This is a genomic window from Niveispirillum sp. FG148, from assembly GCF_057809655.1.
Genome location: NZ_JBMDKJ010000010.1, coordinates 149,323 through 175,779 on the forward strand (window position 1 = coordinate 149,323; position 26,457 = coordinate 175,779).

The window sequence follows — 26,457 nt, forward strand, 5'->3', positions numbered from 1 at the left end:
AAATATGCACAACATCGGCGAAAAAGAATAGTAAGCTACTCGCTCGGGCGATGCAAATCCATGGGTTTTGGTTGATCTATTCGCTGACCGGTATCAATCCGCACCTCCGGAGGGCGTCGCGAGCATCAACCGCGCGAATGCGTCCTCAATCGATGACGCCGTGCCGACTGACTTCGACAACAGAGTCATGCCTTGTCCCCAGTGGGCTGCTACCAGATCCTGGAAGTCGCGGCGGGTAAGCCCAACCAAACCAGAATGCTCTACAATCAGTGCGATCCAAAGCGTCAAGTCGGCCTCGTCCTGGCCGAATAGCGTGTCCCCTTTGATCGGACGTCCTCCATTATCCGGGATGGGCTTGGGAGGTCCGGGCTGTCGAAGGGATAACGAGATCGCCAAGCGCGCGGGTTGATATCGATAGGGGAGGTCGAAGGCTTTTTGGATGCGCGAGTTCTCGGCATCGGCGGCGAACGATGTCCGGAAGTCGGCTCGCGAGATATCGCCTATCTGGAGCGGTGAACGCGTATGGCTCATGCCGCCCTCCTTGGGAAATACCCTTTCTCGATGACGGTCTTGCCCAAGGCGCCGCTCTCTGAGCAGTAAAGAAGGTGATGCTCGGAGCCGATGCGGGCAGCGATGCGGTCGTAGTAACGGCCGGAGACCTCCTCCGGCTGGGACAGCAGAATGGTTTGAGATCTGCGAGAGGCAACATAATCCAGCACTCGGTCGCGGTGGTCGGTGTCAAGACGCCCCAGAGGGGTGTCGATCACCAGCGGCAGCGGTTCTCCCCCCAAGCCCGAGATTGCAGCGATCAGCGCCATAGCGAAGATCTGGTTCTCCCCTGCAGAAGCATCTGTGTCGCGCAGATTTCGGCCCTGAGCGTCGAGCAGAGCCACATTGCCATCTTGCGCGATTGCAATGGTCTGAACGATCCCCTTGTGCGCCAAGCCTCGATAGGCATCCGTCAAAGCTCTTGCCAAGCCCTCATAGTGCGCCGGCATTGCGGCCGCAATGGCTCCCCGCACGGCTTGTACGACGGCCCTCGCGGCATCAGCGCCCACAGCGCCGGAACCTGCTCCACGCCGCAGCCCCCTCCGTCGGTTAAGGTCTTGTTCCAAAGGTTCGATCTGCGCTTCGAGCTTGCCGGCGACCTGATCGAGAAGTCGACGCTGGCTTTCCAGTTGAACAATCTCATGGCTGGTCCGTTCCAACTCCGCTACCAGCCCGGACCGGCTTTCCTCCGCACGGATTCGCTTCTGATTCTGCTCGTCCATGCGAGCCAACGATTCCGTCAGTTCAAGAATTCTGCGGAGCATCGCGTCGATCCCACTGCGCGCGGAAGCCCGGGAGGCAGTAACCATTTCATGAACCCGGCGAACATCATGGCCCGTGAGATAACCGTGTACAGTCGCATCCATCGAGTCGTTCTTGGCGCCAACCGAGCTCTTCCAAGCTTCTTTGGTCCGCCGCGCGAAATCCGCCAGGCGGGTGCTCGGCAGCGGAGGTTTCGTTTGGGCAAGTGCCGCGACCAATTCACGCAGCATCCGCTCTTCTTGACCTCGCGACAGCGAGGTGGATCGCGCTGCGAAATCCAAAGCAGTCTCCACGCCCTGCAATAGCTTTGCTGGGATCAGCAGGAACGGAAGCAGTCTTACACCCGATACCTGCAGTTCATGCCTCGCCGCGTGCAATTCAGCTTCGAGCCTCTTTCGCAGTTCTAAGTCGGCGTGGCGCTCCTGATACGTGCCGTCGCCGATGGAGCCGATGGATCGAACGATCTCATCACGTCGACGGCGCAAGGGTTTGAGCGAAGACTCCACTTTATCGAGTTCAGTCCGCGTTCTCGAGAGTTCGTCCGTCAAGGTTGTGATCTGCGCAGACAAGGACGCTTCGAGCCCATCAGCCTGCGCGTCCTTGCTGCGATCACGGGCATAGTCCGAAAGGTCGTCGAGCAAGGCCTTGATGACTCCAACCCCAAGGGCGCTCTCCAAGCCGAAACGAACTTGTTCGCCCAATTCGCGTTGGGCGAGGCTCCTAATCTGCTCGCCGTCGAACAACAGGAAAGGGAGCATGCTGGCCGGTGCGATGCGACGTTCGATCTCGTAGAATGCGTATTCAGTTCCCGGCACGTCGGCCGGCGGGCTCAGGATGTGGCGGTCGTCGCCCAGTCTGAGCACTAATTCCTCGTCGTCCTCGACGAACGATCCATCGTCGCCAAAGTACCAGTGTCGTTCAATCTCGAAGGGACCATCCTCGCAATCGACCTCGATCACGACCGACATATCCCGCTCGCCGCGCTCGAATGCATGCCGATGCATCGCCCGCTCGATCGTCTGGCGATAGTCGGAACGCCTTGGGGCGGCTGCGTCCCCGCCGTCGCGGCTTAGGCGCGACCGATCAATATGCGCACGAATTCCATAGAGGCCCATAGCCATGGCTTCGAGGATACTGGTCTTGCCGTTGCCGTTGTTCCCGCCGATCAGCGCCACTGGCCTGTTCTGAGGCGCTGAAAAGTCCAGTTCGGCGCGTTCAAAAGCCTTCCAGTTGCGCAGGAGGATGCGCCGGAAGCGGAATGGCCGGGCAGAGCGAGTGACGGTTGGGTTCCACTCGATGGCGGACCAGTTGGTGGAGGCGGAAAGAACCTCATCGAAGCGATTGAACAGACGCCTGCGATTGCCGCTTGAGCCGTAGAGGTTGCGAGCCGCGATCAAAAGGTCGAGGAAGGCAGAGAGTCCGTCGGCGGAATGAATTGCTGGATCGCTCATGCCGTTTCTAGCTTCGACATCGCGATAGTGTCCTCGGCCCATATCCGCTGGATCACATCGATCTCGACCGGCGATACTAGCTGCATGTCGACCTCATCCTGAATTGCGATTAGGCGATCAAGGATCGCCCGGCGCGCCTCCAACGTAAAGGGTCCAGGGATGAGACGTCCCTCGCCGACGAAGTTGAGCGTACCGTTTCGACGCGTAGCCATGCGCATGGCTCCGTCCTCGCGAAGGGCCTTGAGCCAGTCTCGGAACTCCAGCAAGGGCTCCAGATTCCCGTAGCCCGCTTCGATGAACGACTCGGCGCTCTTGTCCTTCTCCACCACCGTGCAAGTCCAGCAACCGAAACGCGACGAGGCCGTGCCACAGGATGGCGCCTCGGACTTGTCGGTCACCAGCGGGCATTCGCCGCCGCCGGCATTCCGATACATAGTGACGAGATCTCGATGCGTACCACCCCAAGGCGGCGACGACTGCAGCAGCGTCTGCCACACTTCGTCCGTGGTGAGATCGACGATTGGCTTGTAGACGAAGCAGTTGTGCAGGCTGTTGTGGGGATTAAGGCGCTGGCCATTGTCATAGCGAGCAACGCTGCGCCGTCGCTGGGCAGACTCTGCGCTGCGAACGCCGAGCAGCAGAATGGTCTCACCCGATTCATCGACCTGCGTCTTAATGTAGGTGGTGGTCGGCGCGATCTTCATGCGATCGGTGCACCAGCGGAACATTCGGCTTGGCGATGGATATCCCCGACCGATGAGATTAACCCAGAAGGTCTGCTCGACGTCAGGAACGGTCTTGGCAACGATAATCGGCAGGCGCAAGGGCTCTACCGCTTGGCGCATGCGCTCCAGCACCATATCGAGGTGGTTTGCAATTACAGGGGATTCGACGAGTGTGTCATTGGCTACGATGTGAAGGGCTCGTTGACGCTTCCGCGGGGGAAGCGACAGAAGCATCTCGCAAACCAACTGCGCCAGCAGGGTGCTATCCTTGCCCCCCGAGAAACCGAGTATCCATGGCGTCGAATGCGGTTGAAGGTACTCTTCTCGAAGATCAGCGAGTATGGTCTTCAGCCGATCACCCAACTGGTCGCCCGGCAAGACATTCCGCTCCATCGCACTGGCCATCGTCACGTCCTTCTCCTGGCCGAGCGTAATGCCGCGACCGCACGTTCAATTGCATCTGCCGCTTTTTCAACCTCCTGGGCAGTCGTGCCATGCCCCAGGCCGATGCGTACGCTCGTCTCGGCCTGCGGCCTCGACAAGCCGATTGCCAGCAAGACATGCGAGGGCTCAAGTGTCTTAGCGCTGCAAGCAGAACCCGTGGACAGGGACACCTCTTCTTGTAGCCGAAGGACCAGCGCTTCGCCATCGACTTCTTCGAAGCGAAGGTTGAGATTCCCCGGCAATCTGGCTTGGTCATCTCCATTTTGGACTACACCCTGCAGAGCCAGAATGCGTGATCGCAACCTGTCCCTCAGGCGAGCCACGCGCACCGACTCCTGAGCCATCTCCACCCTAGCGATCTCGCATGCAGCGCCAAAGCCGACACAAAGAGGCGGCGACAACGTGCCTGATCGCGCACCACCTTCTTGTCCACCGCCAAACAGCATGGGCGACAGCTTTGGACGTAGGCGGCGGGAGACGTACAGCGCACCAATACCGGTCGGCCCCCCCAGCTTGTGCGCCGAGACGCTGGCTAGGTCGAGCGGAGATGTCGAGACCGGCAACTTGCCGGCGATCTGCGCTAGATCGGAATGCAGCAAGGCGCCCTTGTTGCGCACAATGCGAGATATCTCGTCCATCGGCTGGACGACGCCGATCTCATGATTAGCCCAGGCGACCGAGACCAGCCCTGTGCTTTCATCCAGGATTGCTTCGAGAGCCTCGAGATCCAGCTGTCCAGTGTTCTTGACCGGCAGGACGTCGACGATCCACCCTTGATGGTTCAGATCGCCCGCCTTCTCGATGATGGACGCGTGCTCGATGGCCGAGACGGCGATGCGCTTCTTCCCTAGACCCCGCAGATGCTCTGCCAATCCCTCCAACGCCAAGTTGTTCGACTCTGTTGCGCCGGATGTAAACAGAACTTCTGATCTGCGTGAGCCAAGAAGCTGGGCAATTTGAGATCTCGCTCCCTCGACGGCGGCGTGAGCCGCCTCGCCATGCTTGTGCGTGGAGTGAGGATTGGCGTCGACATGAACATATGCATCCATCATGAGCTGCAGGACGCGTGGCTCAACGGGCGAATGGGAGTGGTAATCGAGATAGATGGGTTTGCCCGGCATTTATGTTTCGTCCGCCAGTTGTCTCAAGAGGACCTTCAGCATCGGCTCTCACGAAAACGATGCCATTGGCCTCAAAGGTGCACATGATGTTGCCAACCATCCTTGGTGTCAGTGTTTCCACACCTCCCTCTAAGCGATCGATCGTGTTCACGTCAATGTCCCTCATCCCTACTGTGCAGACTGGATGTTGGATAGAAGCTCCGTGACCTGCTGCCTGGAAATGTGTCCGCTGTGAAGTAGAGTTCTCCTGACCGAGGAGGGCTATGCGATGAAGAAGAGCCGTTTCAGTGAGGAGCTGATCATCGGGGTCCTGCGGGAGCAGGAGGCCGGTCATAAGACGGCGGACATTTGCCGCCGCCAGGGGATATAGGAGGCGAAATTCTACACCTGGAAGTCGAAATATGGCGGGTTGGAGGTGTCTGAGGCCAAGCGTCTGAAGGGCCTGGAGGATGAGAACAGCCGTCTGAAGAAGCTTCTGGCGGAGGCGATGCTGGACAACGCCATGCTGCGCGAGGTGGCCGGAAAAAAGTGGTGAGGCCCGCGGCATTGCGCCGGACGGTCGCCTATCTGCGGGCGGCGTGTGGTGTCAGCGAGCGGCGGGCCTGCTCTGTTCTGAAGGTGCATCGCCGGACGATCCGTTATCGGTCGCGGCGCAGCGATGACGGTGCCTTGCGGCAAAGGCTGCGGGAGCTGGCATCGGAGCGGCGCCGGTTCGGCTATCGGCGTCTGGGATATCTGCTGGCCCGGGAGGGGATGGCGGTGAACCACAAGAAGCTGCTGCGGATTTATCGGGAGGAAGGGCTGGCGGTGCGCCGGCGGCGTGGCCGCAAACGCGCGCTGGGCACGCGGGCGCCGATGAGCGTGCCGCAAGCGCCCAACCAGCGCTAGAGCCTGGATTTCGTGTCGGATGCGTTCAGCGATGGAAGGCGGTTCCGCATCCTGGCCGTGGTGGATGATTTCTCACGCGAATGCCTGGCTCTGGTGGCGGACACCTCGCTGTCCGGCAAGCGGGTGGTGCGGGAGCTGGACGCCGTCATCGCCGTTCGGGCCAAGCCGCTGATGATTGTCAGCGACAATGGCAGCGAGTTCATTTCCAGGGCGATCCTGGCCTGGACGCAGGCCACTGGGGTTGAATGGCACTATATCCAGCCCGGCAAGCCCACCCAGAATGCGTTCGTGGAAAGTTTCAACGGACGCTTGCGCGATGAATGCCTGAATGAAACCCTGTTCCACGGTCTGTTCCACGCCCGGCAGGTGCTGGCCGACTGGCGAGCAGACTACAACAATATTCGACCCCATTCCACCCTGGGCGGAATGTCGCCCGCCCAGTTCGCAACGTTCAGGAGCGGGGGCATGCCCCCGCTCCTGAACGTCCTTCAACACACAAATCAAACCAGAGGACTCTATTTATAGCCGGACACACATTGGGGAGCGGGTCATCCGCAGATTAACGGGAATCTTGCGACGCTGTGGCCGACTCACCTCGGATCGCCTCCAACGCCACCTTCGCCTTGAATTCCGTTGACTATCGCTTCCTCTGTCCCGTCGTGTCGGTCGTCCTTCCTCCGGGCGAACCAAGCTTACCAAACTGTCCAGCAACAGAGGACCACCCCTTCCGCTCCCGGCCCCATGCAGCCACAACAAGCCTTTGCCAATTATCGGCGGTGGCGGTTCCATATGAGCTTTGCCGAAATCCCATCTTCGTTGGGGAACAGGGCGGCACTGATGGGGTCAGCCAGGGCGGGGTCATCGAAGAGCACCCGGAGATAAGAGCGGGGTTCATCACCCGTCGTCTCCGCCTCCCAAGCGTCACCGACGCGGTCGCAGCCGATCAGCAGGCGGTAAATCGGTGCATTCTCCTGGTCCCGGTTATCGTTGGGAACGAGGCGGACCTTGGCGTTGATGGTGAGGGTGCGGATGGTGCCAATCCAGCCGCCGTCCTTGGCCAGCTTGAAGTGACCGATGGTGTTCATGGCTCAGACCTCCGTCGTGCTGGTAGTGGCGGGGATGTCGTCATTGGCTTTACGGTGACCTCGGCGGCGGGTGGCTTCCTTGATGGGTGGCAGGTCTTCCTTGCGGGCCTTGGCATAGGCGCGGTCGCTGTCCAGGAAGGCGTCCAGCATGTAGGGGATCAGATCGGCCACCGGCTCGGTCGTGCCATAGGTTTCCCGGTAAACGGCAGCGTAGGACTGCAGCCGCTGGTGCAGTTCCGGATTGAGGGTGATGGTCAGCTTCACTGGTGTGCGGTCGGGGAGCTTGGGGAGCTTTAACATGGATCAGCCTCCACGGTAGGGCGACAGGATCAGGTCGCGGTGCACGATGACGCGCAGCGGCCAGCCGGGGCGGACGGTCAGGGTTGGTTGGATGTCGAGATTGCGTTCAACCAGACGCTGGCCAGCGCGGTCGGCGTTTTGCTGGACGGATTCCCTGACCGCCCGGACCAATTCGCTTTCCTGCTGCCCGAAGGTCAGTTCGGTACCGATACCTAGCAGCGTCGCCATGGCGATGCCCTTCAGCAGGCGGCCTGTATGGAAATCCACTTCGTCGGAGAGGCCAGACCTACCCTGGGTATCGCTGGCGGGCAGGTTGTCCAGTTGCAGGGATGAGCCATCGGGGCGGATCAGGCGCTGCCAGACCAGCAACGCACGCTCCTGCCCAAAGCTGACGCGGCTGTCATAGGTGCCAATCAGGCGCGTACCTTGGGGGATCAGCAGGATCTGGCCGGTGACGGTGTCGTAGACATTCTCGGTCACCTGGGCTGTCACAGTGCCCGGCAGGTCGGAGTTGAGGCCTGTGACAAGGGCGGCAGCAATGATGCTGCCCGCCATGACCTGATGAGGAGACGGAGGTTGCTGTTCGGCGTAGGGGTTGTAGATTCCGACTTTGTCGGGACGGGCCAGGAAGTCGAGCTTGCGCTGGGGGGCGTCAGGTGCGGCACTTTCCGCGTCAGTGTCCGTGGGCCTCGGAACGACCACATTCCGACTTTCTGGAATGGCTGGCGCTGCTTTCGGTTCCGTGCGGATGAACAGACCGGATTGACGAGCCTGGTTGATCTGGACCTGCTCCGGGCTTGGCTGATTTGGAGGCCCATCGGGTGACCATGGCGTGCTGCTTGCCTGACGGCGCTGCTGCTCCAGGATGGGGCGACCCAAATCACCGGGCAGTGGTGGCCCCAGCAGCGGCGTGTCGGGTTTGACCTGACTATAGTCGGTGGGCAGGCCAGCCAGACCTTCCGGTGCAGGTGGCTTGGTCGGTTGGGCCAGTTCCTGACGCCCGGCGTCGTGTTTACCGGACGGAGTCTGGAGAGACAACATGGTCAGGGTCAGGATGGCACCGGTGGCAATGCCGCTGCCGCCAATGATCACCCCACGTCGCAGGCGCAGAGCCCGGCGCGGGGCAGCCCGCAGTTCCAACTTTTCGGGCGGCTGCTTCGTGTCGGCAGGGGCCGTCGTCATAATGGCCTCCCGTCCGTGCGTTCGATCCGCACAACCTGCTGCGGCTCACTGCCCAGACGCAATTCCGCCGCAGCGAAGAGCCTGTCCACGATGTAGTGCCGTCCGCGGACGCGGTAGTTCACCAATTGCGCCTCACCCTGGGGGCCGATTACAAACAGGGGTGGGGCCTCGCCCTGGTCCAGGCGGCTGGGGAACTCGATATAGACCTTGGCATCATCGTCAAAAACCCGCTGCGGCCGCCAGGGCGGATTGTCGCCGGTGATGGCGTAACGGAAATGCAGGTTTTCCAAGGACAGGCCGGTGGCGACGGGTTGCGTTGCCGCTGCCTGACTGTTGCGGCGTTGCAGGGCCAGCAGTTGATCCTGCGGGTAAATCCAGGACAGCGAGGCCATAGCAGTCTGCAGGGTGCTTTCCAGCAGCAGGTGGTAAGCGCGCCGGTCGGTGGTAATGACCAAGTTGGTGGTGAGGCTGGCAGCAATCGGTTTGACCAGCACATGCACCCGGCTCGCCTCCCCTGCCCCGCTGCTCGTGTCACCGATGATCCAGCGCACCGTGTCGCCGGCGGACACGGCTACTAGGGCTTCCCCCGGCTGGAGGGCGATGTCGGTCACCCGTTCCGGGGCAGCGTAGAGCCGATACAGGGCCCCCTCGGTATAGGGATAGACCTGCATGGCGTTGAGATAGCCGCCGCGGGTAGGCTCCAGCGTGGCTGCCTTGTTGGCGTCCGTGACACGCTGGGTCGGGAGGCGATTGTCGGGCGTTACAACGGTCGGCGCGGCTGGCAAAGGTTGCAACTGACCGGGCAGCGGCAAGGGGACGGGCTTCTCAACGATTTGGACCGGCAACGGGCCTTCCGGTTCAACCGTCGCAGCCCGGAAATCGCTGCTGTCATAGGCGATGACGGGCGGCTTCTTGGGTTGGACCGCGCAGGCGGAGAGTAGCCCGGCCATCAGGACCGGCAGGATCAGCTTGGTCATGGCGTGTTCCTCGGCGTGGGTTGGGCGTCGAACTCCCGCGACCAGTCAATGGCGGTGATGGTGACGCCCAAAGGGTTGTGGGCCAGGGCTTCCGGCGTGCTGGGGGACCGCAGACTGACCGCCAGGATCGAGGTCCAGCGGTCGGTGCGGACCAGGCTGCCGCGCTCGAAATGCTGCTCGGTCCATTTGATCTGGAATGATTGATCGGACGCGCGGACGATGCTGGTCACCTGCACCGTCACGCTGTTGGTGCCGATGCGGCTGAAAGGATCGTTGATCTTGGCCTGCTCATTGAGGAACAGGGCCGCACGGTCAGCGACAAAATCATAGGCGGCCAGCCAGTTCTGCCGCACCAGCACCGGATCGGTGGAGAGTGATCGGACATTGCTGATGAAGCGCCCCAGGTAATAGGCGACCTGGGCATCGGTGGGCTGATAGGCGCTGGTCGCCGGTGCGATGGCTCGGGCCTCGCCCAGCCGATCGATCTCCACCACATAGGGGATGATCCGGCTTTGGCCCGATTGCCAGGCCACGATGCCCGCCAGCCCAACGGCCAGCCCCAGACATCCGAAAGCCATCAGCTGCCAGTTCCGGGCCTGGACACGGGCGCTGCCAATCCGCTCATCCCAGAGTTGGGCCGCCTTCTGATAAGGTGTCACCGGTTCCGGCATGATGCCGTAACGTTGCAGGGTGCGCTTGAACATGGTCAGTCATCCTTCTGATCGAGGGACGGGGCAGCGCTGCCGCTGGACCGGTCCCCATCCTTGATGGCCTGTTCGGTGCTGTGGCGGCGGGCGCGGGCTGCCTGCTCGGCGCGCAGCTTGCGAGCCCAAGCCGGGGCGTTGTCGGTGGAAGCAGACGATGCGGCACCTACCCCCTCCCCACCTGTCTCAGACGAAGGGTCGGGATGGGTGGACTGGCGACCGGACTGATAGGCCTCCTGCAACGGTTCGGTCATGCGATGACCGGCATCCTTGGCCTTACGCAAGGTGGCCTCTCCGGCGGCACGGGCGATACCGCCCACACCCGACTGTCCAGCGGCCTGCGCAGACTGGTAGGCACCTGTAGCGGCACCGCCGAGACTGGCACCCGCACGCACGGCGGAGAGACCAGCCCCACCGGCAAGTCGGGCACCAGCAACCGCAGCACCACCGGCAAGCAAAACAGTGCCGGCGGCGGCCCCAGCGGTCCCAAGCGCAGCACCCGCGCCGAGTTGGGGTGAACCAGACACCAGCCCAGCGGCGATACCGGGACCAAAGATGCCCAACCCCAGCAGCGCCAGGGATGCCAGCACCATGGTCATCGCCTCATTGATGCCTGGCACCTTGCCATTCAGCGCTTCGGTGAATTCCCGAAAGAAGCTGGAGCCAATGCCGACAATGACGGCCAGGACCATGATCTTGATGCCAGACGAGATGACATGGCCCAGCACGCGCTCCGCCAGAAAGGCCGTTTTGCTCCACAAGGCAAAGGGCACCAGCACGAACCCGGCCAGCGAGGTCAGCTTGAATTCCACCAGCGTGATAAAGAGCTGCACCGCCAGGATGAAGAAGGCGATCACCACAAAGAACCATGCCAACACCAGGATGGTGAGATGCAGCGCGTTTCCAAAAATCTTGGGAAACCCGATCATGGTCTCTGCCTGCTTGAGCAGCGGATGGGCCGCCTCAAACCCCACGGCAGCCAGTTGGCCCGGATGCAGCAGGTCACTGGCCGAGAGGCCTGAATTGCCTGCCCGCAGCCCCAGTTGGGCAAAGGAGCTGTAAACAGCCTCCGACAGCGCCTGGAAGTTACCCAGCACCAGCGCGAAGAAGCCGACATAGAGCACCTTGCGGATCAGGCGCGGCATCACGTCGTGATGGCCATCCATGGCCCAGAACAATCCGGCCAGCACCATGTCGATGGTGATCAGGGTGGCGGTCAGATAGGCTACATCACCCGACAACAGCCCAAAGCCGCTGTCGATGTAGCGGATGAAGGTTTCCGTGAACCGGTCAATGATGCCAAGGTCGCCCATGATGGTTGTCCTCAGCGGCGATAGGCGCGGCCATCGCCCAGGAACTGCCGGGTGCGTTCCCGCGCCATGGCATTGGCCTCGGCAATGTTGGCCTGGGTTTCGGCATCGGCGCGGTATTGGGCGGCCATCAGGCTTTGCAGCTGCATCTGCTGCTTGATGGACAGGGCCAGGAGCTGGTTGCCCGCCTGCTGTGCCTGCAAACTGCCGTCGGCCCCCTGGCTGCGATTGACCAGATCGGCCAGCAGGGGCGCATCGGACTGGATGGCCGTGACGATGCCCGACTGAACCCGCATGGTCTGCTGGTACGCAGCCCTGGCGCTGCGCCACTGAATGTCGGCCTGCTGATCCAGGCTGGCAGCATCGGCATCGCGGTAAGTACCGGGATAGGTGCGTTGCCAGGCGGTATCGCTGCCCGCTAGGTCAAAGCCGATACTGTCGGCCTGGATCATCAGCCCGTCGATCCGGTTCAGGGCGCTGGTGATCTGGCCCAGGGACGAGTAATCCAGCCGCTGAAGCTGCCGGGCCATGTTCTGCAACATGGTGGCCTGATTTTGCAGGGTGCGGATTTGGTTGTTGATCTGTTCCAGGGCACGGGCGGCCTGGAGCACATTCTGGGCATGGTTGGCGGGGTCATAGACGGTAAAGGCCTCAGCCCTGCCGATGAACAGGGTAACGGCCACTAGGGCCGCGAACAGCTTGGCGCTCATGGTCGGAACTCCTCACGATAGCGGTCCAGAAGCTCCGCAGCCCAATCCAGTCCCTTGGCACGCAGCCAAGGGACGGCAAAGCCGCCCTGCCCCGCCTCGGCCAGGACCTTGTCGATCAGCGCAGGGGAGGCGGGGTCCGATGCAGCGCAGAAGGCCTTGGCCACCGGCCCAAGCCCCAGTTGGAACAGTCGGTTGCCCCGCCTGGATTGCAGGTAATAGTCCCGCTTGGGCGTGGCCTGAGCGATCAGGGTTATCTGGCGGTCGTTAAGCCCGAAGGCGGCATAGACGGCCCTGGCCTGCGGTTCGATGGCGCGGTCATTGGGCAGGAAGACGCGCTGCGGACAGCTTTCGATCAGGGCCGGGGCGATACTGCTGCCGGAAATGTCAGTCAGCGACTGGGTGGCGAACAGCACCGCGACGTTCCGCTTGCGCAGGATCTTCAGCCATTCCCGGATACGGGCGGCGAAGGCGGGATTGTCGAGATAGACCCAGGCCTCATCCAGGATCAGCAGGGTGGGCGCGCCCGTGAAGCGCTCCTCCAGCCGATGGAAAAGATAGGTCAGGACCGGCAGCACGGCACCTGTCCGGTGCAGCAACGCCTCCATCTCGAAGCACTGCACGGTCGCCAAGTCCAGTCCGTCCTCGGCGGCGTCCAGCAAAGCACCGTGCGGCCCTTCCAGCGTGTAGGGCTGAAGGGCAGCCTTCAGCGGGTTGGATTGTAGCAGCAGAGACAGGCCGGTCAGCGTGCGCTGTTCCGGCGGCGCTCCGGCCAGACTGTTCAGCGCTGACCAGACAAGGTCCTTGATCTCTGGCGACACCACGACCTGTTCATGGTCCAAAAGGGCCGTAATCCAATCGGCAACCCAGGCCCGCTGGTCGGGATCGTCAATGCGGCGCAGCGGCTGGAAGGACAGGTCGCCCGTCTGTCCCAGCGCATGGTGGCGGCCACCCATGGAAAGGGTGGCGGCTCGGGCAGAGTTGCCCTTGTCGAAGATATAGACCTGCGCACCGGGATAACGGCGGAACTGCATCGCCATCAGGGCCAGCAGCACCGACTTGCCCGCCCCCGTCGGCCCCACCACCAGCATGTGTCCAACATCGCCGACATGGGTGGAAAAGCGGAACGGCGTGGCTCCGCTGGTCTCCGCCTGGAACAGCGGCGGGCCATTGAGGTGACCATTTCGGGCAGGCCCTGCCCAGGTGGCCGACAGTGGCATCAGATGGACAAGGTTCAGACTGTGAACCAGCGGCTGGCGGACATTGGCATAGACATGGCCAGGCAGGCTGCCCAACCAGGCTTCCACCGCATTGATCCGCTCGGGGATGACGGTAAAACCCAACCCCGTCAGCACCCGCTCGACAGCGGCCAGTTTATCGTCTGCCGCCTGCGGGTCTGTATCCCAGACCGTGACCGTGGTGGTCAGGTGTCCATAGGCGACATGGTCCGCGCCAAGCGATTGCAGCGCCTCGTCAACATCCATCGCCTTGTTGTCAGCATCACTGTCCAGCAGGGTCGAGGGCTCGTTGGTCATCACCTCCCGCAGCAGCGCGCCGATGGATTTGCGCTTGGCGAACCAGTGGCGGCGCAACCGGTTCAGGGCGCGGGTGGCCTGCTCCTTGTCCAGCGGGATCCAGCGCGTGACCCAGCGATAGGGGAAATCCAGATGGTTCAGCCCATCCAGCAGGCCCGGCCGCGTCTGGTTAGGAAAGCCCAGTACCGACAGCACCCGCAGATGCCGGTCACCCAACATCGGCTCCAGCCCGCCCAAGAGCGGCGTATCCACCAGCACGCCGTCCAGATACAGCGGCACATCCGGTACGGCGACTGGATGCCGCCGGGTGGAAATGCAGCCGTGCAGGTAGGTCAGCGTCTCGGCATCATCCAGATCATGCTGTTCAGGCAGGATGGTTTGCAGCAGCCCCGCCAGCCGGAAGAATTCCTGCTGGAACTGATCCAGGTCCCGCCGCCAATCGCGCCGCCCGACAGACGAATTACCCCCATCCAGCAAAGCACTGCTGGCGCGGGCCTGTGTGTCGGGCGGCGGCAGATAGAGGATTGTCAGGTGGTAGACGCTCTCGTAATGGCTACCCTCCCGTTCAAACCCGGCGCGGCGTTCCTGATCCACCAGCCAAGACGCGGCATCGGGAAAGGTACCGTCGGGATAACCCGACGCCGGCACCCGTTCGGCCTCAAAGAACAATGCCCAGCCCGATCCCAACCGCCGAAGGGCATTGTTGGTGCGCGCGGCCAGCGCCACCAGTTCGGCCTCGGTGGCAGAATCCAGGTCCGGCCCGCGATAACGCAGGGTGCGCTGGAAACTGCCATCCTTGTTCAGGATCGTGCCGGGAGCCACCAGGGCCGCCCAGGGCAGATGATCGGCCAGCCGGTCGGGCCGGGGGCGGTATTCGCGCAGGTTCAGCATGACCAGCCTCCCGCTTGACGCAGATGGCGGGCCAGGATGGCGGCGATGTGCGGATCACGGCGGCTGACCAGTACGGCAAGGCTATGCCCGCCCAGCGCCAGCAGAAGCCCGGCCAGCCATTGCTGGAGCCCGAGACCGACGGCGGCGGCGATGGTGCCATTAAGGATGGCCAGCGCACGCGGGGCACCGCCCAGCCGGATCGGCTCGGTCAGCGCCCGGTGCAGCGGCACGGTGAAACCTTCGAGCAAGTCCTTCATGGCAGCAGCGCCCCACCGCCAAACGAGAAGAAGGACAGGAAGAAGCTGGAGGCGGCAAACGCCACCGACAGCCCGAAGACGATCTGGATCATCCGCCGGAAGCCGCCCGACGTTTCCCCGAAAGCCAGGGTCAGGCCGGTGGTGATGATGATGATCACCGCCACGATCTTGGCGACGGGGCCCTGGACGGAATCCAGAATGCGCTGGAGGGGATCCTCCCAGGGCATGCCGGAGCCAGCCGCCTGCACAGGCGTGGTCAGCAGCAGGGCCATGCCGGCAAAGGCCAGGGAACGCAGACGGGACACGCGGAACGGTCGCATATTGATCTCCTGTTAAAGCTGTTGAAGGTCGGCCGGACCCAAGGTGACGGTCCGGTAATCGCCATGGGCGTCGAGGCCATCGGTGCGGGCGATGGCATCCACCCGACGCTGACCGCCGCGGGACTGGATATGGACGATCAGGTCCACCGCCTCGGCGATCAGGCGGCGGGGCACGGTGACCACCGCCTCCTGCGCCAGTTGTTCCAGCCGATAAAGGGCGGCCTGGGCGGAATTGGCATGGAGGGTGGCGATACCGCCGGGATGGCCGGTGTTCCAGGCCTTGAGCAGGTCGAGCGCTTCGCCGCCCCGGACCTCACCCACGATGATCCGGTCGGGCCGCAGGCGCAGGGTGGAGCGCACCAAGTCGCGCAGGCTGACCACGCCCGGTCGCGTGCGCAGCGCCACACAGTCCGGGGCGGCGCATTGCAACTCGCGCGTATCCTCGATCAGCACCAGCCGTTCGGTGGTCTCGGCCAGTTCGGCCAGCAGGGCATTGGTCAGCGTGGTCTTGCCCGACGCAGTGCCGCCCGCCACCAGAATGTTACGGCGCGCCCGCACGGCCCGGCGCAGGGCATCGGCCTGCAAGGGCGACAGGATGCCATCGGCGACATAGTCGGCCAGGGTCAGGATACGCGCCGCCGGTTTGCGGATGACAAAGCAGGGGGCCGTCACCACGGGCGGCAGCAGCCCCTCGAACCGCTCACCCGTAGGCAACTCCGCTGACAGAATGGGCCGGTCGGCATGGGCTTCGGCACCAACATGCGAGGCCACCAGCCGGATTAGCCGCTCCACCTCCTCGGGCGGCACCTGCATACCGGTGGCGGCAATCCCCTGCCCGGCCCGTTCCAGGCGCAACATCCCGTCAGGATTGACCATGACCTCAGTGACGGTCGGGTTATCCAAGGCGGCGGCGATATCCGGCCCCAGGGCGGTTCGCAGCATGGAATGGCGGCGTTCGTCCGCCTCGCGCTTGGGGCTCATGCTGTGCCCTCCCGGCTGGCGGACAGGGTGCGGGTGGGGGCGGCCATCTGGCGGCCCACCTGATCGATGAATTTCTGAAACCGCTCCTTGCCCACGGCATGGGCAGCCCGGTCAGGTTCGGGTACCGGGGCCGTGACGGTCAGTTGGTAGCGGACATACAGCGCCAGGCTTTCGAGCAGCACCTGCACATCACGCTCGATCCGCTCCAACTGCCGCCCCTGCCGGTCCAGCCGGATGCGCAAGGCCTCCTCGATGCCATTGGCCCCCCGCCGGGACAGGTATTGGCGCAGAGCATCGGCAACGATGGCCGATTTGGTCGTGCCCGGCTTGGCGGCCAGGGCCTCAAGCTGGGTCGATAGTTCGTCATCGAGATAGAGGTGATGGCGGGGTTTCATGGCCCGGCTCCAACGTCAGGATCGTTGGTGCCAAGCGTGGGACAGAGCGGCGGAATCTCTTATGGCCGTTACCTACGCTCTTGCGCGATCTGCACCAAAGCCGACTATCCCCCTGTCCATCCAGGTAACTGGTCAGACGCCGTTCATTCAGGGTAAAGGCTTGGAAATCGGGCACTCTGTCGGTGCCTGCAACGCAGAACGGGATGAGAGATGACGGAAAAGATCAGCAAGGACGACCTGGCCGCCATCGTGGCTGAGGTCACGGGGAGCACGAAAGTCAGCGGCAAGGAAGCCGTGGAGCGTATCCTGGGGGCCATTGCCACGGGCCTGAAGGATGGCAAGGAGATCAATCTCGCTGGCTTTGGCAAGTTCACGGCCCAGCAGGTGCCGGAGCGTCAGGGCCGCAACCCGCAGACGGGGGCACCGACCACCATCGCCGCCCAGACCAAGGCCAAGTTCTCGCCGGCCAAGGCGCTGAAGGATGTGCTGAACGGCTGATGCTGATGGCGATGCCCCACCCAGCGGGCATCGCCATCCCCGCCCAGTCAAAAGCTGGGCAGCAGATCGTCGCGCGATCCTTCGTTGATCGCATGGGCACGAGCGACATTCGACAAACGGTCCATGGCGCGTTTATCAGCCGCCACATCCGTCTCGTCATCAGCAGGCCCAAACAGGTCAGCACCGTCAGGGTCGACCGGTCTGGCCACCCCCTCCTCGGGCAGCCCCGGATGACGCTGCTGCTGTAGGCCACCCTCGGTCAGTTCTTCCAGGGCGGTATCCTCGTCATCCTCCGCAAGCCGCTGATCCATGCCGCGCACCTGTCCGCCCCAATCGTCGGATCGGGCCGGGGGACAGTCGGCATAGGGTCCGTCCGACAGGGTTGGTGCCGGCAACACGCGCTCCATGAAGTTCCGGTCCTCATAGTACCGTAGCTTGCGGGCCCGGATCGGCGACAAGCCAGACACCAGCACCAGCTCATCTTTGGGCGGCAATTGCATCACCTCTCCCGGTGTCAGCAGGGGCCGCGCCGTCTCCTGTCGACTGACCATGACGTGGGACAGCCAGGGGGCCAGCCGGTGGCCGGCATAGTTGCGCTGCGCCCGCTGTTCCGTCGCCGTGCCCAGCGCGTCCGAGATGCGTTTGGCCGTGCGCTCGTCATTGCTGCTGAAGGCGATGCGGACATGGCAATTATCCAGGATGGCGTTGTTCTCGCCATAGGCCTTGGAGATCTGGTTGAGGCTCTGGGCAATCAGGTAGGCACGGATGCCATAGCCCGCCATGAAGGCCAGCGCCGTCTCGAAGAAATCCAGTCGTCCTAACGCCGGAAACTCATCCAGCATCATCAGCAACTGGTGCCGCCGCCGTTTGGCGGGATCACCTTCCAGCCGCTCAGTCAAACGCCGACCGATCTGGTTCAACACCAGCCGCACCAGCGGCTTGGTGCGGGAAATGTCCGAGGGTGGGATCACGAGGTAAAGCGACACAGGCCTTGGCGCATCCACCAGATCGGCAATCCGCCAGTCACAGGCCGCCGTCGTGGCCGCTACCGTGGGATCACGGTAAAGACCCAGGAACGACATGGCGGTGGACAGCACGCCGGACCGCTCATTCTCCGACTTGTTCAGCACCTCGCGTGCCGCCGAAGCGACAACGGGATGGACAATGGGCTTATCGGGCGTGCCCAGATGGTTGGTGGCCATCATCCGGCGCAGGGTGTGGGCAAAGCTGCGCCTGGGATCAGACAGGAAGGTCGCCACCCGCGCCAGGGTCTTCTCCTCCTCGGCATAGAGCACATGCAGGATGGCACCGACCAGCAGGCTATGGGAGGTTTTCTCCCAATGGTTCCGGCGCTCCAACGCCCCCTCTGGATCCACCAGGATATCTGCAATGTTCTGCACATCGCGGACCTCATCCGGCCCTTTACGCACCTCTAGCAGCGGATTGTAACGGGCCGACCGTGGATCGGTGGGGTTGAACAGCAGGCTGTGCGAGAAGCGCGCCCGCCACCCCGCCGTCAGCTGCCAGTTCTCGCCCTTGATGTCATGGATCACCGCCGATCCGGTCCAGGACAGCAGCGTCGGCACCACCAGCCCCACGCCCTTGCCCGACCGGGTGGGTGCAAAGGCCATGAGATGCTCCGGCCCATCATGGCGCAGGTACCGTCCCCCCAACCTACCCAGAAAGACCCCCGCCGGTCGAAACAGCCCCGCCCCCTCCACCTCCCGGCGGGTCGCCCAGCGCGAGGAACCATAGGTGGTGACCATCCGCGTCTGCCGGGCACGCCATAGCGATCCGATGATGGCAGCAGCACAGCCCATGAATCCGCTGGCCCCGGCCAACATGCCGGCCGTGTCGAAGACATGCGGCGCATAGGCCTCATACCAGTACCACCATTCGAACAATTGCCACGGGCGGTAGACTGGCCAACCGGCGATGACAGTCCAGGCGGGCCCGAGCTGTGCCTGATAGCCCAACATGGCAGCCGCCCATTGCGTCGCAGCCCAGACGCCCAGAATGACGATAGCAAACACGACCAGGATCTGGCCGATCAGCAGTTTGGTGGGGGTCATGGGGGCCTCCGAGAGCAGAACCCCTCGGATGATGGATGCGACGCGTGGAATGAAAAATCCCGCTCATATACGCCCAGCTACGATGCCAAGAAGGCAGCAACCGGGTAGCCCAATTGGATGGCCGTCAACACATCTTCCGCTCCGGAAGGCAACCCGGCAAGCCATACGCCACCAGCAAAAAACACGGCCTGCACGCCCAGCAGGACGGCATTGACCCATCCGCGCAGATTTTTCCTGGGAGACCGGTCGCAGTTGGGGCAAGAAACCGCACATCCCAGCGGCCTCCCGGACCATTAACCAACTGTTGGCCCGCCGCGCTGTCGCCCGAAATTCCAGGTCACACCATCCCCACCGACCGTCCCTGACACCTGCTGTCCAAGATGCCGGTCCAGCACGGGTCGCCAGGGGACCAGGGTGAAGTCCCGGCTGCGTTCGATCAGGGCCAGCTTTTCGCTGGCAAGGGTCACCGTCAGGCGGTAGGTGCCCTCGACGGGTTGGCCACGGGAGAGGTTGGCATAGGTTAGGCCCAGTTCGTCGGATAGTTGGCCGGCAACCCGCATCAGTTCCCGCCGCCGCAGGGTCGCCAGCAGGTCGGCACGGTAGAAGGTTCGGCCTTGTTCCTCGCGGGCTAGATCCTCGACTATCAGCCATTGGCGGCGGCGGCCCAGGGCGTCACGGACCTCTCGACCAAAACCAGCATCGCGCAGCGGCGCTGGGTTGCTGGCAACCAACTCCCGGTCCAGCCAGGTGGCACCGTCGGTGGCGATCTGCTGTTCCAACGGCAGGGTGGACAGCATCCGGACGGTGACCGGGTTAAATCGGGCCTGGGTGCGTTCATAGTCGGCGACGCGGTCCAGGTGGTCGGGTTGGATGATCCAGGTGCCGTCTGGCTCGCGGCTGACGGCGTTGGTCAGACGGCGCATCGCCTCCAGCCGTCGGACATGGGTGTCGGCAAAGGCTTCGCTGGCCGCGGGATCGTGGCGCAGGTGGATGTCGATGATGTACCGGCCATTATTGGCAGCGGCGATCTCTATGATGCGGCGATCCATAGGGCGTGGGTCTGTCGCACGCGGCTCCACACTCAGGATGCTGCCGACCGGCGTTGGCTCCGTCGCCTCACCCTTGCCGATATCGACATAGTGGGCGCGGCCATCTGTGGCGTCGATGATCAGGTAGTGTCGGTCATTCACCTCCTCCGACAGACCGCGCGCGATGACACGGCCTGTGATGGGTTGGGCATTGGCGATACCTGTGTCGTGGATAAACAAGTCACCCGGCCCGCGGGTCAGGTTCTGCGCGGCCAGTTCCAGATGCAGGGTCTTGATGATATCGCCACGCTCACCCATGCGGCGCAGGGTGGCTTCCAGGTCAGGAGCGAGCCGCCATTGTCCCGCGCCTAAGTCCTCGGCCAAGTCCAACCGTTCCAGCTTGCGCAGACGGCCTGTCCGCAGGGCCTGCTGAAACGAGTCCTCGTCGCTGCCTGATACCAGCTGATCCGGCGTCCGGTCCCGCAGCAGACGCCGGTCCAGGCTGGTGAACCGTTCCTGTTCCACCTCCCGGCGCAGCTTTTCCTGGACCTCCAGGTCGGTGCGGGGGCCAAGATCCAGGCTGACGATCTCAGCGGCGCGCTCGCGCATGCCCTGGGCCAGATATTCCCGCGCGATGATCAGATCCTTGCCGCGTTCGTCTTTACCTCGCAGGATGACGTGGCTGTGGGGATGGCCGGTATTGTGGTGATCGACCGCTACCCAATCGAGCCGCGTGTCCAGGTCCTGTTCCATCTGCGCAATCAGGCGGCGGACCACGGGCTTCAGATCGTCGTACTGGTCGCCATCTTCGGCCGAGACAATGAAACGGAACTGGTGGCGGTCGACGCCAGCACGGTCAAGGAACGCCCGTCCGTCCAGTTTGTCCTGGTCGGCTCCATAGAGCTGACCCGCCTGTCCGTCACGGGTGACGCCATCGCGCTGGATATAGCGCAGATGGGCGCGGGCGCCGGCCATGCCCTTGCCCGCCAGTTTGACGATGCGGGCTTTGATGATCACGCGCCGCTGCCGCAAGGCGGCGAACTGGTCGCGCGATGCCAGCACCCGGCCGACGCCGGCACCCCGCCCGATCCGACTGCCATCGAAGTGGGTCTTCCGCGCCCTGAAGCTGACCGGCCCGCCATTGGCCAGAACGGTCGCCGCCAGCACCCGGTTCAGGAAGCGCTTGCCGCGACGCCCGGAGACACTGCGCATCCGGCCCAGACGGGGCTGGAAATCATGATCGTCAGCGAACATCGCGGCACCTCCCGATCCGAAGCTGAAATGGGGCATCCCGGGGCCATGGCGCCAGAATGGCACCGGCCCAACCGCCGTGGCGCCACCGCCGAACCCCTAAAAGGATGTGCAGACAGAGGGTTACGGGGGCGCTGGCGCCACCGCTTCATCTTGCCCTACAGCGCCCCTGGTCAGCACCCGCGCTTATCCACGCCCTTCTACGTTCTCATGCTGGAAAAAAAGGGAGCGACGGCCTGAACCGCCGCTCCCCGATCAGCGCCGCCTATCGACATGCGGCACTCTGGAAGGCCTTCTCGGCGGCGTCGCGCGTGGCATAGGCACGCTGGCGGGTCATCGAATGGAGACGCTCATCGCCATCAACAACACAGCTGGCGACGATGAATTCGCCCCGGAAATGGCTCAGGATGAGGATGCAGTAGAGGCCTTCTGCACCGTCATCATTGCCCATCCATTCGCCCAGATAATGCTCCTGGAAGCGGCCATCCCAGATGAAATCGGGCCGTTCGGCACTGATGAAACGCTCGACATTGGCCATCAGGCCTTCCTCGCCGAACTCGACCCGGACGTCATCGACCAAGGCAGCGAAACGGTCGATTGCGGCCTGCGGATGCGTTGCAATGAAGGACATGGGAACCTCCCTGGCTGGCGTCCCCATCATCGAGGACGGGGTTCCCTCCTCAGCCGGAGAGGCGGCGGTCAAGGACGCCGAAGGCGCCGCGGAGCGGGGCGCGGGGGAGCCGAATTGCACCGCAATTCGGGGGGACCGCGCATCCTTGACGGGCGTCTCGGTCTGGCTGGTACGATGGGCCTGACCGAGATGAGAGAACCCCACTCATGCCGGGCATCGGGGACCATCAATGTCGGTCCGATGGCCGGGAAATTGGTACGAACAGGCGCTTGTCCGCCGTGCCCATGGGCATGAAGAGCCGTTGGATCTCGTGGCGCTCCGCCCCGACAATGTCCAACCTGCCCAGATAGGTGCTGGTTTCGACGGGCAGCGATACGCCCTGGCGTAGATGCGCCTGATAACGGCTGGGACCGGCATTGTAGGCCGCGAACAGGCCGGGATAGCCGAAGCGGTCCCGCATCTCGGCGAGATAGGCGGCACCCGCCATGATGTTGGCGGCGGGATCGAATACATCGCCGACAATGCCGTAACGGTCGCGCATTTCCGCCCAGGTATCGGGCATCAGTTGCATCAGGCCCAACGCCCCCTTGGACGAAACAGCACCTGGATCACCGCCGCTTTCCACCTTGATGACGGCCCTGATCCAAGCCGCCGGCAGATCGAAACGCTCGGCTGCCACAACCATCTCCGCCTCGTAGGGCGACCGTTCGACCGCCAGGACGGGCCCTGCCAGCACCATTGCCAGCAGCACGCCACCCAATCTCAGCGCCGCCATAACGGCACCAGCCGGCCGATGACATGCACCGATGGGATCGGCCCGAAATAGCGCCCATCCAGGGAGCCTGCGGCCGACATCAACAACAGGATTTCACCAGCCGACAGGTGGCGACATCCTTCCCACCAGGGGAGCGGGCGGCCCAAACTGTCGGTCTTCAGCCGCTGCGCAACCACATCGCCATTGATCGACAATTCGTCGCCACGGGCACAAACCTCGTCCCCACCGACGGCCGCTACCCCCTTGATCAGAGGCACGCCTCGCGGCAGGTAGCCCCGCCGAGCGGCCAGATCGGCGATGGCATCGGGCGGGCGGACCAGGACCATGTCGCCAGTGCGTGAACGGGTTTCCGGCAGCACCAGATAGAGGCCGACAGGGGCCGATGCGCTGCTGTTCCACACTAGGATTGGCGCCGGGCGACCCAGGCTGGCGAAGCCCAGCGCCGCCAACCCGAGGCCCGCCAGGATCAGCACCTTGTGGCGCATGGCGCGTGGCAGACGACGCCGGCGCGATGGCCGACGGCCAGCTCTCGGGAGGCTGTTCATAACAAGCCCCCCTTGTCCGAGGTGCTGTCGCGACGCTCGCCCTGCGACCATGAATCCAAGTCATCGATATGATAGCGAACGTATCGCCCATGCTTGCGAAAGCGCGGACCACCACCCGTCAGGCGCATCTTTTCCAGGGTTCGGTGCGACAGGCCGACATAGAAAGCAGCCTGTGCGGTATTGAGAAAGGGGCTGCCCTTCCTAGCCTGGGCAGCCCGGTTCACCTCGTCTTCCATACCAATCTCCCTCAGCTCAAGCGGCGGATATCGCCGCAGGTGGGATCAGCATGTCGGTCCTGGGCGTGCGTGAGGACGCTCGAAAATCCACCCCCCTTGTTTTCGATCCCCCTGGCGCTGGACAGACAAAAGCCCCGTCCCGGGCAATGCCGGAACGGGGCTTCGGAGAAGCGGATCAGCGGTCGCGTGGCTCCCAAAGGATGATGTGGGTATGGCCTTCGTCGGCGGGCTGGTCCAGCTTGACAAGGCGGGCGTAGAGGGAGGACGGACCGAGTTCGGGCGCCCCCATCTTGAGGTTCAGGTAGGTCTGACCGCTGGTTTTGGCGATCTGGCTCCAGCCGGCGCCGATCTCGTAGCGCTGGCCGTTGCCGGCATAGACGCGATGATCGGGAGCATCCTCCGACAGCTTGTCCGTCGGCACGATGGTGAGGTTGGCGGTGACGTTGAGGGTCTTGAGGATGCCGGAATAGACACCATCGTCGAGCTTGGTGAAGGTGCCGAGGGTAAGGGCCATGATCTGTCTCCTTCGCTGCTGGTCGCAGGATCATCCCCGCGATGTCCTCGGCGGCAGAGCCCGCATAGGCGGCCATGCCATCGGAAGCGAAGCGACGGACCGGAACGAAGTGGAGGACCTGAGGGTGAGAAAATTTGCTTCGCGAGGAATGCCGGAACCGGGGTCCCCGTCCCTGGCGGGGTGGTTCCGGCAGGGGAAATTTTCTCAAACCCGAGGATTGGCAGGGGCACCGCGGGCTCTACGCCATCGGAGGGACAGCGGGGATGGACTGGGAACACAGAGGCCGGAAGGAGACGATTGCGTGCGTCATCCGCACACAGTCACGACACGATGTACCGCCTTCCCCGGACGGACCCAAGCCACCGTCGGCGGCAAGCCCGCCTTGCCCATAGACAGCGCGACGAAGCCCTCGTATCCCGCTTTGCTGAGACGGGAAGCACCGATGATTGGCTGCCGAAAGGACGGCCAAAGCCGAAACCCTGGGACCTTGAACCCGACGGCGGGCGCGGTGTCGGGCTCCAACCCATCGCCCCGCGTCAGAGCGGACTCCACTCCCGGCGGGATCAACCGACACAGGCTTTATCTGCGACCGCAAACGATCGCTGGCGCAATGCGAACGTGGCGGATAGAGATCGCGCAGTCCACCTCCGTCTTTTGCAATTCCTATCGCCTCATCCGTGCATTAGTTTCGCGCCGCCCAATGACGAGGTCGATGATGGACAGTGACGTGAAATGCCCCGAGTGCGGGTCTGAACATGCATATCAGGACGGCAGCATCTGGGTTTGTCCGGAATGCGCCCACGAATGGAGCCAGCAAGCGACCGTTGGCGAGACCGGCGCACAGGAAGCGGATGGGCTTGGCACCATCCACGATGCCAATGGAAACGCGCTCGCCGATGGTGACAGCGTCACGGTCATCAAGGATCTGAAGGTCAAGGGATCATCCCTGGTCGTCAAAGGCGGAACCAAAGTGAAAAACATCCGCCTTGTGGACGGGGCCGATGGCCACAACATCGCCTGTAAGATCGATGGTATCGGCGCAATGAATTTGAAATCGGAGTTCGTGAAAAAGGCTTAAAAAGACCGGGGGAAGTTTCGGCACATGTCGCCGGCAGCCTCGGTTCCCATGGCCAACACAGGCAGGAAACAGGGGTCGGGGAACACCCATCACCCCCCGAACCGCCACACCGGAATGCCCATCTTGCGCGCCTTGTCTGCCAGGTTCTGCGAAATGCCGGAGCCGGGGAAGGCCACCAGCCCGATGGGCAGGGCCTCCAGCAGCGTGTCATTGCGGCGGAACGGTGCTGCCTTCTTGTGGCGGGTCCAGTCGGGCTTGTAGACGATCTGCGGCACCTGCCGGTGATCCGCCCAGCAGGCGGCGATGCGTTCGGCTCCCTTCGGGGTGCCACCGTGCAGCAGCACCATGTCGGGGTGCTTGGCATGGACCTTGTCCAGGGCGGACCAGATGCGATCAACGTCGTTGAACTCAACGCCGCCGGCAAAGGCGATCTTGGGACCGGGCGGTATCAGCACATTGGTGTCGGCGTAGCGGCGGGCGGCAATGTGATCACGGCTGTCGATCACCGCCGCCGTCAGGGTCCGGTGGCTCAATTGCGATCCCTGGCGGGGGCGCCAGGTGGAGCCGGTCAGGGCCTCATACATCTCGGCGGCAGCGTCGCGGAAGAACTCGAAGGCATTGCGGCGCTCGATCAGCCCGATACCTTCCGACGTCAGCCGCTCCAGCTCGACGGAGCGGATTTCCGAGCCGTCCTGCTCAATCTGGCTGCGCAGTTGGGCTTGCTCGTTGCTGTCCAGGTCGCGCTCCAGACCGGCGATGCGGCGGTGGAAGACGTTGACACAGGCCCAGAGCAGGTCGCCCAGATCGTCCTCCAGCCGGGTACCGGTCAGCAGGCCGGCCAGGGTTTCCAGGCACGCCCCGATCTCGGCCCGGGCCTGCTCGGCATCGGGCAAGGGGCGCGGGTCCGGCTCATCCTGGAAAGGCCGATATCCATAGAGCTGCAACTCCTCCAGCAGGTGGGCGGACGGGACCAATGCGGCTGGTGTTTCATCATCGGGGGACAGGGAATGGGTGCTCAGGCGGGTCATGGCGGCCTCCTGGATCTCCGGTTGGCCACGCCCTCCGCGGCCTTCATGGGGATCGCCGGCCAGGGCCGCAGGCCGGGTTCGCACCCGCTTTGCGGGCCGGAGCGGCAGCGGAGGATGGGGACCCGCGCTTTCTTGTCCCGCGAGGAGGCCGCCCTCGGGCGACCGGGGAAGAAAGCAAGCGGGCCGCCATTGCGGATCCGGCCGGCCCTGGCAGATC

The 26,457-nt window shown here is 63.5% G+C and carries 26 protein-coding genes and 1 pseudogene; 3 read left to right on the forward strand and 24 right to left on the reverse strand.

Features of this window, described 5'->3' with window-relative positions; all coding sequences use genetic code 11:
- Positions 1-93 precede the first annotated feature (93 nt).
- From ACODTW_RS13210 to ACODTW_RS13225, 4 genes are read right to left on the reverse strand one after another with little or no spacing between them, the layout of a single operon-like run.
- Positions 94-531 (reverse strand): DndE family protein, encoded by a 438-nt coding sequence (locus ACODTW_RS13210; protein WP_488946481.1) that lies wholly within the window; start codon positions 529-531, stop codon positions 94-96.
- Positions 528-2,762 carry an AAA family ATPase gene (locus tag ACODTW_RS13215; RefSeq protein WP_488946482.1) on the reverse strand — a complete coding sequence of 745 codons (2,235 nt, stop codon included), beginning with the start codon at positions 2,760-2,762 and terminating at the stop codon, positions 528-530. Before ACODTW_RS13215 ends, ACODTW_RS13210 begins: the two co-directional genes overlap by 4 nt.
- Positions 2,759-3,892 (reverse strand): DNA phosphorothioation system sulfurtransferase DndC, encoded by a 1,134-nt coding sequence (gene dndC, locus ACODTW_RS13220; RefSeq protein WP_488946506.1) that lies wholly within the window; start codon positions 3,890-3,892, stop codon positions 2,759-2,761. Before dndC ends, ACODTW_RS13215 begins: the two co-directional genes overlap by 4 nt.
- Before the next feature lie 2 nt (positions 3,893-3,894).
- A complete protein-coding gene (locus ACODTW_RS13225; RefSeq protein WP_488946483.1) occupies positions 3,895-5,052 on the reverse strand; it encodes a cysteine desulfurase family protein in 1,158 nt (385 codons plus the stop codon).
- A 268-nt stretch (positions 5,053-5,320) separates the two neighbouring features.
- On the opposite strand from ACODTW_RS13225, the pseudogene ACODTW_RS13230 reads away from it, so the two are divergent.
- Positions 5,321-6,465 (forward strand): annotated as a pseudogene (locus ACODTW_RS13230) (IS3 family transposase).
- A 242-nt stretch (positions 6,466-6,707) separates the two neighbouring features.
- On the opposite strand, the gene ACODTW_RS13235 reads toward ACODTW_RS13230, so the two are convergent.
- From ACODTW_RS13235 to ACODTW_RS13290, 12 genes are read right to left on the reverse strand one after another with little or no spacing between them, the layout of a single operon-like run.
- Positions 6,708-7,025 carry a DUF736 domain-containing protein gene (locus ACODTW_RS13235; RefSeq protein WP_488946484.1) on the reverse strand — a complete coding sequence of 106 codons (318 nt, stop codon included), beginning with the start codon at positions 7,023-7,025 and terminating at the stop codon, positions 6,708-6,710.
- 3 nt (positions 7,026-7,028) lie between these two features.
- Positions 7,029-7,325 (reverse strand): DUF2274 domain-containing protein, encoded by a 297-nt coding sequence (locus ACODTW_RS13240; protein ID WP_488946485.1) that lies wholly within the window; start codon positions 7,323-7,325, stop codon positions 7,029-7,031.
- Between the two features lie 3 nt (positions 7,326-7,328).
- Complete coding sequence (locus ACODTW_RS13245; RefSeq protein WP_488946486.1) at positions 7,329-8,507, reverse strand: TraB/TrbI/VirB10 family type IV secretion system protein; 1,179 nt, start codon at positions 8,505-8,507, stop codon at positions 7,329-7,331.
- On the reverse strand, positions 8,504-9,484 hold the full coding sequence (gene trbG, locus ACODTW_RS13250) for a P-type conjugative transfer protein TrbG (protein WP_488946487.1): 981 nt from the start codon (positions 9,482-9,484) through the stop codon (positions 8,504-8,506). Before trbG ends, ACODTW_RS13245 begins: the two co-directional genes overlap by 4 nt.
- The gene (gene trbF / locus ACODTW_RS13255; RefSeq protein WP_488946488.1) at positions 9,481-10,188 is read right to left on the reverse strand and encodes a conjugal transfer protein TrbF; all 708 of its coding nucleotides are present in this window, start codon (positions 10,186-10,188) and stop codon (positions 9,481-9,483) included. Before trbF ends, trbG begins: the two co-directional genes overlap by 4 nt.
- Positions 10,189-10,190: 2 nt before the next feature.
- Positions 10,191-11,501: a P-type conjugative transfer protein TrbL gene (gene trbL, locus ACODTW_RS13260; RefSeq protein WP_488946489.1), complete on the reverse strand. Its 1,311-nt coding sequence runs from the start codon at positions 11,499-11,501 to the stop codon at positions 10,191-10,193.
- Between the two features lie 11 nt (positions 11,502-11,512).
- On the reverse strand, positions 11,513-12,208 hold the full coding sequence (gene trbJ, locus ACODTW_RS13265; RefSeq protein WP_488946490.1) for a P-type conjugative transfer protein TrbJ: 696 nt from the start codon (positions 12,206-12,208) through the stop codon (positions 11,513-11,515).
- The gene (gene trbE / locus ACODTW_RS13270) at positions 12,205-14,631 is read right to left on the reverse strand and encodes a conjugal transfer protein TrbE (protein ID WP_488946491.1); all 2,427 of its coding nucleotides are present in this window, start codon (positions 14,629-14,631) and stop codon (positions 12,205-12,207) included. The genes trbJ and trbE overlap by 4 nt, the downstream gene beginning before the upstream one ends.
- Positions 14,625-14,888, reverse strand: a complete 264-nt coding sequence (locus tag ACODTW_RS13275) for a VirB3 family type IV secretion system protein (protein ID WP_488946492.1) — start codon at positions 14,886-14,888, stop codon at positions 14,625-14,627. The genes trbE and ACODTW_RS13275 overlap by 7 nt, the downstream gene beginning before the upstream one ends.
- Positions 14,885-15,208: a TrbC/VirB2 family type IV secretion system protein gene (locus ACODTW_RS13280; RefSeq protein WP_488946493.1), complete on the reverse strand. Its 324-nt coding sequence runs from the start codon at positions 15,206-15,208 to the stop codon at positions 14,885-14,887. Before ACODTW_RS13280 ends, ACODTW_RS13275 begins: the two co-directional genes overlap by 4 nt.
- Before the next feature lie 12 nt (positions 15,209-15,220).
- Positions 15,221-16,189 carry a P-type conjugative transfer ATPase TrbB gene (trbB, locus tag ACODTW_RS13285; protein ID WP_488946494.1) on the reverse strand — a complete coding sequence of 323 codons (969 nt, stop codon included), beginning with the start codon at positions 16,187-16,189 and terminating at the stop codon, positions 15,221-15,223.
- Positions 16,186-16,584 carry a ribbon-helix-helix domain-containing protein gene (locus ACODTW_RS13290; protein ID WP_488946495.1) on the reverse strand — a complete coding sequence of 133 codons (399 nt, stop codon included), beginning with the start codon at positions 16,582-16,584 and terminating at the stop codon, positions 16,186-16,188. Before ACODTW_RS13290 ends, trbB begins: the two co-directional genes overlap by 4 nt.
- 210 nt (positions 16,585-16,794) lie before the next feature.
- Here ACODTW_RS13290 and ACODTW_RS13295 point away from each other — a divergent pair, with 210 nt between their 5' ends.
- A complete protein-coding gene (locus ACODTW_RS13295) occupies positions 16,795-17,082 on the forward strand; it encodes an HU family DNA-binding protein (protein WP_292912498.1) in 288 nt (95 codons plus the stop codon).
- A 47-nt stretch (positions 17,083-17,129) separates the two neighbouring features.
- Here ACODTW_RS13295 and ACODTW_RS13300 read toward each other — a convergent pair whose 3' ends face one another.
- From ACODTW_RS13300 to ACODTW_RS13330, 7 genes are all read right to left on the reverse strand, one after another.
- Positions 17,130-19,154, reverse strand: coding sequence for a conjugal transfer protein TraG (locus ACODTW_RS13300; RefSeq protein ID WP_488946496.1), 2,025 nt, complete (start codon positions 19,152-19,154; stop codon positions 17,130-17,132).
- A gap of 293 nt (positions 19,155-19,447) precedes the next feature.
- Positions 19,448-21,436, reverse strand: coding sequence for a relaxase/mobilization nuclease RlxS (gene rlxS / locus ACODTW_RS13305; RefSeq protein WP_488946497.1), 1,989 nt, complete (start codon positions 21,434-21,436; stop codon positions 19,448-19,450).
- 262 nt (positions 21,437-21,698) lie between these two features.
- Positions 21,699-22,064 carry a hypothetical protein gene (locus ACODTW_RS13310; RefSeq protein ID WP_488946498.1) on the reverse strand — a complete coding sequence of 122 codons (366 nt, stop codon included), beginning with the start codon at positions 22,062-22,064 and terminating at the stop codon, positions 21,699-21,701.
- A gap of 226 nt (positions 22,065-22,290) precedes the next feature.
- Positions 22,291-22,839, reverse strand: coding sequence for a lytic transglycosylase domain-containing protein (locus ACODTW_RS13315; protein ID WP_488946499.1), 549 nt, complete (start codon positions 22,837-22,839; stop codon positions 22,291-22,293).
- On the reverse strand, positions 22,827-23,384 hold the full coding sequence (locus ACODTW_RS13320; RefSeq protein WP_488946500.1) for a S26 family signal peptidase: 558 nt from the start codon (positions 23,382-23,384) through the stop codon (positions 22,827-22,829). Before ACODTW_RS13320 ends, ACODTW_RS13315 begins: the two co-directional genes overlap by 13 nt.
- Positions 23,381-23,620, reverse strand: a complete 240-nt coding sequence (locus ACODTW_RS13325; protein ID WP_488946501.1) for a helix-turn-helix transcriptional regulator — start codon at positions 23,618-23,620, stop codon at positions 23,381-23,383. The genes ACODTW_RS13320 and ACODTW_RS13325 overlap by 4 nt, the downstream gene beginning before the upstream one ends.
- 175 nt (positions 23,621-23,795) lie before the next feature.
- Positions 23,796-24,134 (reverse strand): DUF736 domain-containing protein, encoded by a 339-nt coding sequence (locus tag ACODTW_RS13330; RefSeq protein WP_488946502.1) that lies wholly within the window; start codon positions 24,132-24,134, stop codon positions 23,796-23,798.
- Between the two features lie 715 nt (positions 24,135-24,849).
- On the opposite strand from ACODTW_RS13330, the gene ACODTW_RS13335 reads away from it, so the two are divergent.
- Positions 24,850-25,212, forward strand: coding sequence for a zinc ribbon domain-containing protein YjdM (locus tag ACODTW_RS13335; RefSeq protein WP_488946507.1), 363 nt, complete (start codon positions 24,850-24,852; stop codon positions 25,210-25,212).
- An 89-nt stretch (positions 25,213-25,301) separates the two neighbouring features.
- Here ACODTW_RS13335 and ACODTW_RS13340 read toward each other — a convergent pair whose 3' ends face one another.
- Entirely contained in the window at positions 25,302-26,240 is a 939-nt protein-coding gene (locus tag ACODTW_RS13340; protein ID WP_488946503.1) for a DUF2493 domain-containing protein, read from the reverse strand.
- Between the last annotated feature and the right edge of the window lie 217 nt (positions 26,241-26,457).